This window comes from Ardenticatenales bacterium (assembly GCA_020634515.1).
GTDB lineage: Bacteria > Chloroflexota > Anaerolineae > Promineifilales > Promineifilaceae > JAGVTM01.
Window position 1 is genome coordinate 467,898 of record JACKBL010000003.1, and the last position, 12,720, is coordinate 480,617.

The following is a 12,720-nucleotide window of genomic DNA, read 5'->3' on the forward strand; positions in this document are numbered from 1 at the left end:
CCGCCCGCAAGCGCTCCCACAGGATTTCCGATGAACGAACTGATCAAGAAACTCGTTGAAGCGTTTGGCCCCTCTGGTTTTGAAGACCAGATGCGCCAGATCATCCATCCCGAAATCGCCCCCTACGCCGACGAAGTCAGTGTGGACGCTCTGGGCAATTTGATTGCGCGCAAAAAGGGAAACGGCAGCGGCCTGAAGGTGATGATCGCCGCGCATATGGACGAGATTGGCGTGATGATCACGCACATCACCGCCGACGGCTTCCTCCGCTTCACCAACATCGGCGGCGTTTCTCCGCATACGCTGTTGGGCGGGCGCGTGCAGTTCGCCGATGGCACGGTGGGCGTTATCCACGCGGACCGCTTTGAGGAGCGGGACCGGTTGCACCCGCTGCATAAGTATTTCATTGACGTGGGTGCGACCAGCCGTGAGGATTGCCCCGTGAGTGTGGGCGCGCCCGCCGGCTTCTATCGCCCACTGGTGATTCAGGGCAACCGCCTTTCCGCCAAATCCATGGATGACCGCATCGGCTGCGTGGTGTCCATTGAGGCGCTGCAGCGGCTGGCGAACACGCCGCACGACGTTTACTTCGTCTTCAGCGTGCAGGAGGAAGTGGGCACGCGCGGAGCGCAAACGGCGGCGAATGCCATCAGCCCGGATGTGGGCATTGCCCTGGACGTAACCTTGACGGGAGACGTGCCGGAAGCGCGCCCGATGGCTGTGCGCCTGGGGGATGGCGCGGCTATCAAGGTGAAGGACAGCGGCATGATCGCCCACAGCGGCCTGGTGCGCTTGATGCGCCGGCACGCGGAGGCGGCGCAAATTCCGTACCAGTTGGAAGTGCTGGACGGGGGCACGACGGATGCCCGCCCGATGCAAATCGCCGGACCGGGCTGCGCCGCCGGCTGTATTTCCATCCCGTGTCGCTACGTGCATTCCCCCAGCGAAACGGTGGACGCGGGTGACGTGGAGCAGTGCGTGCGCTTGCTGGTGGAAATCCTCGCCAACCCGATTGACCTGTAACCACGAGAGACGAAGGGCGGGATTGGTTCAGTCTTGGTAACGACTAACGCTCTCTGGAGATTGGACCCATTTTAGTGACCGTCGTCCGCCCCGATCCGCGCGTCATCCGCCCCAATCCGCGCGTCATCCGCTCCCATCCTTCGTCCTTCAAGTCTTCTCCCGCCGCAACAGCCTGACGCCGAACCAGGCGAGGGTGAGGGTGGGGATGGGTTGGGTGAAGGGAATGGCGGCTTCGATGACGGAGACGTTGCGCAGGGCGCGCAGGTTCATGCGGTCGAGGATGATCCAGACGATGGGGACGCTGAAGATGTCGAGGGTGAGATCGAGGAGGTCAATCGCCAGTACGAGGAGGAGGGGGACGTGGAGCAGGGTTTGCGTGAAGTCGGCGTCGGGAGGGATATGCAGGTGGCGGACGCGGCGGTAGGCGAGAATAATGAGGAGGGTGAAGAGCATGAGGTTGATGGCGAGAATGCCGGCAGCGACCAAACCAATCGACCGTAATTGTTCCGCCGTCATGTCGCCTCCTAGAAGCTGAGAACACGCCATACAAACACGACCAGGATGATGATACTGGCCCCCAACTGGATTAAGGTAGAAACCCCCATGCCCGCCAATCCCCCCATGCTGGCCCGCAGCGCCTGCCGCCAATCACCATGTCGCTGGTATTCGCCCAGCACAACCCCCAACGCATAGCCGATTATGGCTCCCGGCAAGTTGAAGATCAAGAAACCGGCCAGTGCGCCCACCGTACCGTAGATCATGCCCCGCCGCGAAGCACCCGTGGCCTTTGCGCCCACCAGGGGCAGCCACAGATCCGCGGTGCCCGTCGCCAGCGCGAACAGGGACAGGACAAGGAACAACCCCCACCCAATGGCGTGGAAGCCATCAAAGATGGCGTAGCCTAGCAGGCTTAGCCAGACGAGGAGCATTCCGGGGAAGACGGGCACGATGACACCCACGACGCCCAGAAGCATAAAGCCAACGGTGACGCCAAACGTAAGTGATTGAAAAAAGTAAGCTAACACGGATTGCTCCCTACCGTGGCGCGTCGCGCCTACAAATTGCGATAAGCATGTAGAAAACGCTGGAACAGGTCGGTCAGGTAGGGGCGGTAGCGGACGGCGGCGAGGCGACCGGCTTGTCGTAATTGCTGTTCCGTTATACGTGGAGAATACGCCGGAGTCGCATTGTCCGGGGATAGAGGGGCGACCCAGTCGTCGAGGATGGGCAACCAGTGGGTGATGATGTAGAGGCAGTGGGCTGCCGGCATTGCCTTGCGTACCTCGCGGGCATTGAAAAGGGGCCACAAGGCTTCGTAGAGTCGCAGAAGGTAGGTGTCTACGATTGTTTCTGCGCGCAGTTGCGTTACCTCGCGGGGTTGCCTGCCGGCATCTAGCGTATGTACCCGCTCCATATCCTCAATAAAACTCACCAGATCGCACAAAGACGGACCGATGCACACCGTCCGCCAATCAAGCAGATTACAATCCCCAAACAGCGTCAACCGCCAATGCCGCAACCCCGGCTCCCCGTGCAGCAGCGTACTGGGCAGCGAGCGCAAAGGGTACAGCATGGGTACAGGATCGTCTAGCAAATCGGCCAGGGCGTCAATATGCTCCTGCTCAATCACGCCAGGCCACGGGCCTCCTTGTTGCAGCCGTTCCAGGCAACGGGCGGCGCGCTCGAATTCTCCTATCAGAGGACCGGCGCTGGCGAGGGCGTGAGATGCCGGCATTTCCAAATCCCCCAACGACAGCAGCCCCGCGTTCAATTTCCGCGACCGGGACGACTCAATGCCCATCGGCCATAATCGCCACGGCAGCCAATCAAAGACCCGCAAATCCTCCACCCGGTTCCAGCAGGCAATATGCAGCGCCGCCAGATTCCCCACCACGCGCTCCACATCACGGTCTCCCCACCGTCTCGGTGGGCGGTCGTTGGGCACATCTTCCATCACAACCCAGCCCCGTTCCTCATCCACGTAGCTGTACCAACAGCGCGGCGCGAGGAAACCGAGGCGGGCGCTGAAATCACGGTAAAAGGCAGCCTCCGTCGGGGTGGTGCGCTTGCCTATCAGCGTAATCGGATCAGAATGCCCCTTCAAGGTGAGGAAGTAGCGCGTGAAGCCGTCGCCCAGCGAGACGGCGCGCACGTGCCGCACGACGACCGCGTCCGTCTCCGCGCGTTCTTGTAATATAGCCGTCCAGGCAGCCGGGTCACGGCTGATTAGCTCAATTCCTCTCACGCTTGGTTACTTCCTGATTGGTAACTGCTAAGCCAGATTGGACCAATTCTCTCTGGTGAAAATGGGCATTGAGCGCGTAAAATTGGTCCAATCTCCAGAGAGCGTTAGTAGTTACCCTGATTGTTTCGTGGTTGGAGACTGAAGCAGACTCCGAGACTGCGTCAGTCTCGAACAGGTCCGGGTTATCACTAGAGGCAGCCAACCAGATTGTAATGCGGAATGCGCATTTCGTAAAACAGGCCATAGTCCAGGCCTGGCCCATCGCCGAACCTTGAAGATTATGCGGCAAAACGCGGCAAAATCAAGTAATTCCGCTTCGATAACGTGACGACGGGGCATATTGACAATTCGATGCCCTTGATCTATTATGTGCGCATCTTGGTGTTTGCTGCACCATTTCACCCACAACTATCCAAGAAATTTCATATTTCGGCAATGCGACCTTACAAGTTGGCGCTTCCTGGCGGGAACGCTGTTTGTGCGGAACCCCTTCCCAACATAGGCCGTGCTGACCAGCCGCGTTAACAATAAAAGGCGCGAATCACTCACGATTAGAGGAGAGTAGCATGAAAAAGTTCGTTTTGCTGTTCGCGTTTGTCGTGTTGGTCGGTCTCTTTGCATTTCGTTCTGGCAGCAGCTTTGCCGCCGTGAACGTACCCCCAAACCCCATTCCCCTCACGTTCCAGGATGCCGCCGGCAACCCCTATTGCGACGGCCTCTCCATCAACCACCAGTTGCCCAATGGCTACGCCATTAGCGGCAGCCAATGCGGCTGTGTCACGGGCGCGATTCAGGGTTCCTTCGTAGGTCCCAACAACCCCATCGTTCCCACGGGCACGGGTGCTCTCGTCATCATCCCCGATTGGCAGATTTACACCAAGTTAACGTTCAACCCCCGCGCCTGGACGCACTACGCCTATGGTGGGGGCTACGTCAACAGCGGTACATTTGCCTATGGCTGCCCCGCGATGGAAGGGGGCGTCAGTTCCCTCGGCAACTAAGGGTTCGCTCAAAAGCAACGTTGGGTTGCCCGACAAGCAAGAACCGTTCCCGCGCATCCGTCAATTCCAGATAGTAACTATTCACGTCTCCGAGAGATTGGACCAATTTTGTAGACATCAATAAGATTCAACCAGAGCAAATTGGTCCAATCTGGGCAGATGACCTGTATAGTCACTCCAGATTTAACAACGGATGCGCCCTGAGCACATAGGCTCAAACAACAAGCCATCTAGTCTGCGAAAGAGCCAACCACGTGGTGGTTGGCTCTTTTTCGTTTGGGGACGCAACCTGGCTCCAAAAGATTCGCGCAGCAGCCATTCTCAGCTTGAATCCGGCGAAATCCACACGTGGTGATCGGACATATCACCGGATAAGCCGTCTCTGCTCCGCGCCGTCGCGCCTTTGTCACGACACAAAGGGGAGAGACGGGCGAGCGACAGGGTGTTGATTGTCGCCAGGATGATGTCCTGCGTGTCCGCCCCTGCATAAAACGTCGCTAAACGAATATTGCCGAACTTTATACAAAACCCTTGCACGATCAATGGTTTTCCGCTAACATATTGACGTTTCGTAGAGCAGTACTGCAATACTACCATCAGTTTTTGATCCAAGCTCAAACCAACAGGCTGCCAATCGGCGTTTTCCTGGCAGTGCCGCCAATGGGGATGTGGATTAAGCCACGTTCGCTTTTGGTTGCGCGGCAAAAGGTTCCATCGGTTGCGCAAGTCGCAAATCATCCAAATCTCAAGGGAGAATAGCATGAAAAAGTTTGGTCTTTTGTTCGCGTTTGTCGTCCTGGTTGGCCTTTTCGCCTTCCGTTCTGGCAGCAGCTTCGCCGCTGTCAACGTGCCCCCGAATCCCATTGACATCACCTTCCAGGATGCTGCCGGCAATCCTTATTGCGACGGTGTTTCCATGGGTCACCAGTTGCCCAATGCTTACGGCATCAGCGGCGCGCAGTGCGGCTGCGTCACCGGCGCGATCCAGGGTTCCTTCGTCGGCCAGCAGAACCCCGTCGTCCCCACGGGCACGGGCGCTATCATTGTCATTCCCGACTGGCAAATCTACACCAAGATGACCTTCAATCCGCGCGCTTGGGCGCACTATGACTTCGGTGGCAACCTGGTCAATAGTGGCACGTTCGGCTTCGGCTGCCCCGCGATGGAAGGCGGCGCCAGCTCCCTCGGCAACTAAGCGTACACACTCGACCAATAAGTACAAGTAACCAGATCTCCTGGTTCTGCAAAAGAGCCAACCATTACGTGGTTGGCTCTTTTTGTTTTGGGCACACGTCTTGACTCAAGTCCGGCGAAACCCCTACGCGGCATCGGAGTCACGGCTTTGGCCGGGATCAAACCCCATACGGAGGTCGGCGACAACGCCAGCATCCTGTTCCGATATGAGGGGATTCGCGTGATGGGTGTGCGGAACTTCTGTTGATGACCCGCAAGTCCGAAATCTCTCACAGAAATACGAGGGAAAACCACGGGTTTCTGCCAGGGTCGAGGGCGTCGTCAGGCGCGCAGCGCCCTCGCGCGGGACGCTATTTGCCCTACAAAAACGACGGCGTCAACCAAAACCCCGCGCACCCTCACGTGATCAATCAGTTGACAGCAGTCCCATTGTCAAGTATTATTTCCTCGTCCGTGCCCATACTGTACAGTATTCGTTGTATCAAAAAAAGCAGAAGACAAGATTGAAAACTCGTTGTGTTTTGCCGGCATTTCATGCAAAGCAGTAATGTCTCATCAATACGCTTGCATAGACGTCCGGTCGCACGGATACCAGCAGGTTTCAGTCTAAGGAGAACCAGGAGACATGAAGAAAAAGCTTACCCTGTTGTTCGTTTTTGTTTTGATGGCTTCCCTGATGGTAGCCGTTTCCGCCTTCGCTTCTGGCAAAGATGCCGGCACGCAAGGCTCCGTTGACCTCATCTTCCTCAGCAGCCCCACCAGCTGCTACTGCGACGGCATGCACCTCGCATGGACCACCCCGCCCACCATCACCGGTAACCGCACTGGCTGCGCCACCGAACCGTTCGTCTTCGGCACCTTCACGCCCGCGGGCGTCCCGATTCCGCCGGCCAGCGGCCTGGGCGCGGCAGTCGTCTTCAACATCGGCTCCAACGTCCTCACCAAACTCGACTTCACCCCCCGCCAATGGGCGCACTACTGGCTGCCCTACACCCCTGGCGATCCGCCACTCAACTCTGGTGACTATGCGTGGGGCGCGACCTGCCCGTTCGCTCCTGAGGCCACCGGCTCCTCCCTGGGCAACTAATGCACTCGTGACGGATAGATCAGTTGGCCTTCCTGATGGTCGGCCACTGATCATCCTGTTACAAGAGGGTTAACGACAGAGTCTGTCGTTAGCCCTCTTTTTTTGTCTCAATTCAGGTAGCTCCTTAATATGTCGGGGGAACCGCGGCCTGAGCCTGTCGAAGGCCATTGGTTTCGACAGGCTCAACCAGCTTCGCCCCACTTTATTGAGAAGATACGCAACAAACAATGCAAATCGGGCTTCGGGGCGGTCAACTCCTTTCACTGTGCCGCGTCATCATAGTCGAACCGCCAGGGAGCGTCATCCATAGGCAGCGCATCCAGACGCGCCCGACGCAGCGCGGCAAAGCGCGGCGACATCTCCGCCAGGCTATCCCCCCCCAACTTCTCCAGCAGCGCATCCGCCAGCACAATCGCCATCATCGCCTCCCCCACCACGGCGGCGCGGGGCACGGCGCAAAAATCGCTGCGCTCATACGTGGTCACGTCCGCCGCGCCTGACGCCAGATTGACGGAACGGCGGGGGTTCAGCACGGTGGAGATGGGCTTCATGGCCGCCCGCGCCACAATTGGCTCCCCTGTGGTGATGCCCCCCTCAAAGCCGCCAGCGTGGTTCGTCTGGCGATAGAGCCGCTGCCCATTCTGTGCCAGAAAGATCTCGTCGTGGACCTCGGAGCCAGGGCGCGCCGCGTTGGCAAACGCCGGGCCAATTTCCACCCCCTTCACGGCATGGATGGAGCCAATCGCCCACATCAGTAGCGCGTCCAGACGACGGTCCCAATGCACATGGCTACCCAATCCGGGCGGCGCACCCAAAGCCACGACCTCAAAGACGCCACCGATGGTGTCCTTCTGCTGCATCGTTTGCCAGATAGCGGCCTCCATCTGCGCCGCTGTCTCCGGCAAGGGGCAGCGCACTTCGTTACCCTCGGCGGCGGCGAATCGCGCCGCGTAAGGCATCTCATCGGGAATGTGCGCCACCACCTCCCCGATGCTGACGACGTAGCTGCCAATGGTGATGTGGAAGTGGGCCAGCAGTTGCCGGCATACCGCCCCCACAGCCACACGCGCCGCCGTCTCCCGCGCCGAGGCGCGCTCCAGCGCCAGGCGCAGTTCGCCATAGCCGTACTTGATCGCGCCGGTGAGGTCGGCGTGACCGGGGCGGGGCGTCGTCATCGGCGGAATCAGGCGGTCGCGCCATTTGGCGTAGTCCAGGTTGTCGATATGCAGGGCAATGGGACCACCGGTGGTGTGCCCGTTCATGTAGCCGCTGCTGAGGCGGATGGCGTCCTTCTCGATTTTCATGCGCCCGCCGGAGCCGTATCCCACCTGGCGCCGGGCCATTTGCTGGTTGAGTTGGGCGTGGTCGAGGGGGAGTCCTGCCGGCATTCCTTCCAAAATGGCCGTCAATCCGGGACCATGGGACTCGCCCGCCGTGAGGAAACGCAAACGATTCATCGCGGCTCCTCTTCCCAGCCAAACCGCTTCGCCGCCTCAATCTGCTCCGGGGCCACCAAAATGCGGTAATGCTCGCTCGTAGGACACACCTCGCACGCCTCACACACAGCCAGACTGGTCATCTGGGAGGCCAACACGAGAATGCCATTGTTCTGCAACACCGCTACCTCCTGATTCAAATTCGACTCCGGCTCCTGGCACTGCATCCCCACCGGCTTAATCAACCACACGCGCCCGTCATCAGGATACCCCGTGGGCAGCGTCGGCGTCGGGCGCGGCGCGGGATACCCTTGCGCCGGCGTAATCGCCACGGTTGGCGGCGGATATCCCTCTTCCACCGGCGCAGCCGTCGCCGCCGGCGTCTCCGCCCCACCGCCCCCCCCACAAGCCGCCAACACCAGCGCCAACGCCAACACCATCATCCCAAGCCATAACCGTTTCATCATCAAAACCTCCAGAAGTCCGCAAGTTTACGCGCGACAAGTTCCCCCTCCCGCCTCCTACCGCCTACCGCCTACCTCATAGTTCCAATTCTACCCTCATCCCCTGTTACATGGTAGAATGCGCGACGCGCGACACATTCCATCGCTTGTGAAATGCCGGCACGTCGCCATTGACAACGTCACCATACCTGCCTGAGGGAATTCTGCCCCCTCTCCCATTTTCGTCTCCCAAACCGGCATTCTCCCATGAAGTCCAGAGGCGTTCCCCGTGCGCGGAGCGCGCCACGACGGATGAAAAGGTTCCTCGTGTCGGCCCAAACCGGCACGAAAGACTTCCAAGTGTCAACTGTCAACTTTTTTTCAAGCGAGTGAGAGACTCGCCTTACAGGAAATTCTCGAAGGAAGTATTAATGAAAAAAGTCGTATTCTTACTCCTCACACTCTTGTTCCTGGTCGCCTGCGGGGCGTCAGGTACAACGCAAGAACCCACCGCCCCAGCCGCCACGACCGCCGCCGGCGATGAAACCGCCAACGCCGCTGACGCCGACACCACGGCCGATGTCGCCACAGACACCAACGCCGCGCAAGACGCCCCCGCTACCACCGCCGCCCCCACCGACACCACCACGGACGCCCCCGCGGAAGACCTTGCCGCCGCCGTCGCCGCCGCCAGCATGGTTCGTCCTGACGACCACGTTCGCGGCGCGGCCACGGATGCCTACATCACCATCATTGAGTACAGCGATTTCCAATGTCCGGGCTGTAGCAGCCTGGCCCCACTGCTGCACCAGGTTCTCGACGCCTACCCCAATGACGTACGCCTTATCTACCGTCATTTCCCCCTGGTAAACATTCACCCCAACGCCCAGAAGGCCGCGGAAGCCGCGGAAGCCGCCGGCGCGCAAGGCCAGTTCTGGGAATACCACGACATGTTGTTTGCGCACCAGGCGGACTTTGCCAACCTGGACGCCGCCGGCGCGCGTGAGCAGTTCATCAGCTATGCCCGTGAGTTAGGTCTGGACGTGGATAAATTTACCACGGAGCTGGACGATGGCGTGTATTTCAACCTTGTGGACGTTTCCCGCGAAGAAGCTATCAACCTGAGTCTGCCCGGAACCCCGTCCCTCTTTTTTAATGGCGAAGTGGTCACCGGTGAACAAGTTCCCCCCACTTACTACTATTGGGACGCCGTGATCAGACTGACGTTGCTGGAGCAACGTGCCTACGCTGCCCCGCCACCTATGACGATTGACACAGACGCGACTTACTACGCCCGCGTAAAGATGGCCTCCGGCGACGAGTTTGTGATCGAACTGCTGCCGAAATCCGCGCCAGAGACGGTGAACAACTTCGTCTTCCTCGCGCGGGAGGGCTGGTTCGACGGCATCACTTTCCACCGCGTCCTGCCGGATTTCGTGGCTCAGACGGGCGACCCCACGGGCACGGGCTTTGGCGGCCCCGGCTACTTCATCCCCAATGAAATTGACCCGGCGCTGACGCACGCGGAGGTGGGCATGGTGGCGATGGCCAATTCCGGCGCGGACCGGAACGGCAGCCAATGGTATATCACACTGGGCGACGTGAGCCAGCTTGACGGCGGCTACACTATCTTTGGCCGCGTGATCGACGGGATGGACGTGGTGCAAAAAATCACGCCGCGCGATCCATCCACGGATCCGGAGGCGCCTCCCGGTGACGTCATCGAATCGGTGACGATTGAGGAGCAAGCACCATAAAGTGGAACCGGCGCGGCGCGCTTCCGCGGAGGCGCGCCGCGCGTTTTCTGGCGTCGGAGCAAAAATGAAGAAGTGGATGCCTCTTCTCGGCTTGATGGTTTTGTTGATGATGCCGGCACTTGCCTGCGCCATCCCCAACATCGGTGGCAACCAGGAGCCAACCCCCGCGCCTCTGCCGACCCCCATGGGCGACACCCTCATCCTCACCATCCCCCTCTACCGCATCGGCCTCAATCCCGGGGACACCGTGCCTGGGTCCGAATTACGCTATGTGGGGCAAAATGCCGGCAGCTACGACGTAACCATCGGTGGACTGTCCGCCAGCAAACGGTCTGGCGACTCCTTTGCCTGGAACGGCGTGGTGGCCCCCGGCGTCGTCGGCAACTATAACCTGCGTCTCACGACCACCCTCCTGGGTAAACTGGTCGCCGCCGGCCCCGTTACATTGAACATCTTCAACCCCACTCCGGCGGCGGCGCCCCCGGCGGCGGCCAGCCTCCATTACACCAATATCGTCGTACAATATCTGATTCCTGCCGGCAGAACCATCCCCGGCACCACCCTCGTCTACGAAAGCATCGTCGAACCCGGCGGCCCGGAAAACGTCCCCCAACGCATGGCTCGCCTCTCCGGCGGCAACGGCTATCCCTATTTCGCTTTTGGCGACTCCATCGCCTGGACCGGCCAACTACGCAATAACGTCTCCATCAGCTATAGCCTTCGCGTCGCCGGTCTTGGCGACGACGGCCTCCGCGTCGCCGGCTCCGCCGAACTGTGGGTGGATAACAAATAACGGACGTATTCCCCGAAATATCGAGAAGGTAACTGCTAAGTCCGATAGGACCAATTTTCTCTGGTGAAAATAGCCGTTGAGCGTGTGAAATTGGTCCAATCTCAAGAAGTTTGTAACAAACCACGGAAAACGAAGACCAGTGCCACTCGCACACACATTACTCGCCCATGCCCACCACCTATTTACGCCCCACCGAACCGCTGGTAAACAAAAACCCCTTTCTTGACCGCACCTGCCACGCGCCCCGCATCCCTCTGTACACAGAAGTCCGCGCTCGCCTGCCCATCCCCATCTTGCCGGAGCATCCGCAGTGGGTCGAAATGTATTGGCGCGCCTGGGAACTCGCCTGGCTCAACCTCCGCCGCGCCAGCCCCCTGGCCGGCTTTATCGCCAATTTCATCGACACCGCCTTCAACGAAAACACCTTCCTGTGGGACAGCGCCTTCATGATGCACTTCGGCCTCTATGGACGGCGCGCCTTCTACTTCATGGGCACGCTGGATAATTTCTACGCCCACCAGCACCGTGATGGCTACATCTGCCGCGAAATCAATACCGAAGACGGCCACGATTTCTTCCATCCTTTTGATCCCAACAGCACCGGCCCCAATATCCTGGCCTGGGCGGAATGGGACTACTTCCGCGCCACGGGCGACAGCAGCCGCCTGCATGACGTATTCTGGCCCCTGCTCACCTATCACCGCTGGTGTCGCGCCAACCGCACCTGGCCCAATGGCCTCTACTGGACCACCGGCCTCAGCAGCGGCATGGACAACCAGACGCGCGTGCCGGATGGCATGCACCATCACCGGCATTGGACCTGGCTGGACGCCAATCTCCAGGCCGCGCTGAACTGCCTGCTCCTGTGGCAGATGGCCGAACTGCTCGGCGAACGGGAGTATATCCAACCACTGGTGCACGAGCGCGTTCACCTCATTCAGGAAGTCAACGCGCGCATGTGGAACAGCGAAACCAGTTTCTACCACGACATTGACGCGCAAGGGCACTTCTCGCCCGTGAAAAGCATTGGCGCTTACTGGGGGCTGCTAGACCCGGAAATGGTTCCGGGGGAGCGTCTGCTCCCATTCGTGAAGCATCTGCGCGACCCGCTCACGTTCAACCGCTTCCACCGCGTGCCCAGCCAGGCCGCCGACAGCGATGGCTATGCGGCCAATGGCGACTATTGGCGAGGAGGCATCTGGTCCCCCACCAACTACATGGTACTGAAAGGGCTACGGGCGGTGAACCAGGCGGCGCTGGCGCACGAAATCGCCGTGAACCACCTCACGCATGTGTGCACGGTGTTTGAACGGACGGACACTTTCTGGGAAAATTATGCGCCAGAAAGCGCCGCGCCCGGAGAGCCGGCCAAGCCAAACTTCGTTGGTTGGACGGGCCTGACGCCGATTGCCGTGTTGCTGGAAGATGTGATCGGGCTGAATGTGGATTGGCCGCAGCGACGGGTGACCTGGGATCGCCAGTTGGCGGCGGAGGCGGCGTATGGAGTGTATCAGTACCCGCTGGGGCCTGATGGCACGCTGGACATCCTGGGCGACCGGGAGCGGATCACGGTGACAACGACGCTGCCGTTTACGTTGGTGGTGCAGGATGTGGAAGGAAAAGTGCAGATGGCCGTTCCTGCCGGCACAACGGTGATCGAGGTATGAGGTATGAGGTATGAGGTATGAGGTATGAGGTATGAGGTATGAGGGGGCTATGCGACGCGCCCCTTGCTACTCGC

At 59.7% G+C, this 12,720-nt stretch carries 13 protein-coding genes; 7 read left to right on the plus strand and 6 right to left on the minus strand.

The features are described 5' to 3' along the window. Positions 1-30 precede the first annotated feature (30 nt). Positions 31-1,023, plus strand: coding sequence for a M42 family metallopeptidase (locus H6650_10785; protein MCB8952487.1), 993 nt, complete (start codon positions 31-33; stop codon positions 1,021-1,023). A gap of 147 nt (positions 1,024-1,170) precedes the next feature. Here the strand turns inward: H6650_10785 and H6650_10790 are convergent, their stop codons facing one another. Genes H6650_10790 through H6650_10800 form a run of 3 tightly spaced genes read right to left on the minus strand, consistent with a single transcriptional unit; the run spans position 1,171 to position 3,268 of the window. Beyond that, a complete protein-coding gene (locus tag H6650_10790; protein MCB8952488.1) occupies positions 1,171-1,539 on the minus strand; it encodes a hypothetical protein in 369 nt (122 codons plus the stop codon). 8 nt (positions 1,540-1,547) lie between these two features. Then, positions 1,548-2,048, minus strand: a complete 501-nt coding sequence (locus tag H6650_10795) for a DUF456 domain-containing protein (GenBank protein ID MCB8952489.1) — start codon at positions 2,046-2,048, stop codon at positions 1,548-1,550. A 29-nt stretch (positions 2,049-2,077) separates the two neighbouring features. Continuing rightward, complete coding sequence (locus tag H6650_10800; protein MCB8952490.1) at positions 2,078-3,268, minus strand: phosphotransferase; 1,191 nt, start codon at positions 3,266-3,268, stop codon at positions 2,078-2,080. Between the two features lie 566 nt (positions 3,269-3,834). On the opposite strand from H6650_10800, the gene H6650_10805 reads away from it, so the two are divergent. Continuing rightward, positions 3,835-4,269: a hypothetical protein gene (locus tag H6650_10805; GenBank protein ID MCB8952491.1), complete on the plus strand. Its 435-nt coding sequence runs from the start codon at positions 3,835-3,837 to the stop codon at positions 4,267-4,269. Positions 4,270-4,590: 321 nt separating this feature from the next. Here H6650_10805 and H6650_10810 read toward each other — a convergent pair whose 3' ends face one another. Continuing rightward, complete coding sequence (locus H6650_10810; GenBank protein MCB8952492.1) at positions 4,591-5,031, minus strand: hypothetical protein; 441 nt, start codon at positions 5,029-5,031, stop codon at positions 4,591-4,593. Here H6650_10810 and H6650_10815 point away from each other — a divergent pair. Beyond that, positions 5,030-5,464, plus strand: a complete 435-nt coding sequence (locus tag H6650_10815) for a hypothetical protein (protein ID MCB8952493.1) — start codon at positions 5,030-5,032, stop codon at positions 5,462-5,464. The two genes, H6650_10810 and H6650_10815, sit on opposite strands and share 2 nt — an antisense overlap. 624 nt (positions 5,465-6,088) lie before the next feature. Beyond that, a complete protein-coding gene (locus H6650_10820; GenBank protein ID MCB8952494.1) occupies positions 6,089-6,550 on the plus strand; it encodes a hypothetical protein in 462 nt (153 codons plus the stop codon). A 260-nt stretch (positions 6,551-6,810) separates the two neighbouring features. On the opposite strand, the gene aroC is transcribed toward H6650_10820, so the two are convergent. Together aroC and H6650_10830 are read right to left on the minus strand one after the other, a co-directional pair. Next, positions 6,811-7,998: a chorismate synthase gene (gene aroC / locus H6650_10825; protein ID MCB8952495.1), complete on the minus strand. Its 1,188-nt coding sequence runs from the start codon at positions 7,996-7,998 to the stop codon at positions 6,811-6,813. Positions 7,999-8,003: 5 nt separating this feature from the next. Further along, positions 8,004-8,453 carry a hypothetical protein gene (locus H6650_10830; GenBank protein ID MCB8952496.1) on the minus strand — a complete coding sequence of 150 codons (450 nt, stop codon included), beginning with the start codon at positions 8,451-8,453 and terminating at the stop codon, positions 8,004-8,006. 407 nt (positions 8,454-8,860) lie between these two features. Between H6650_10830 and H6650_10835 the strand changes: the two genes are divergently transcribed. The 3 genes from H6650_10835 (at position 8,861) to H6650_10845 (ending at position 12,646) form a co-directional block, all read left to right on the plus strand. Then, complete coding sequence (locus tag H6650_10835) at positions 8,861-10,186, plus strand: peptidylprolyl isomerase (GenBank protein ID MCB8952497.1); 1,326 nt, start codon at positions 8,861-8,863, stop codon at positions 10,184-10,186. A gap of 64 nt (positions 10,187-10,250) precedes the next feature. Continuing rightward, positions 10,251-10,979 (plus strand): hypothetical protein, encoded by a 729-nt coding sequence (locus H6650_10840; GenBank protein ID MCB8952498.1) that lies wholly within the window; start codon positions 10,251-10,253, stop codon positions 10,977-10,979. 167 nt (positions 10,980-11,146) lie between these two features. Then, a complete protein-coding gene (locus H6650_10845; protein ID MCB8952499.1) occupies positions 11,147-12,646 on the plus strand; it encodes a glycoside hydrolase in 1,500 nt (499 codons plus the stop codon). Positions 12,647-12,720 lie beyond the last annotated feature (74 nt).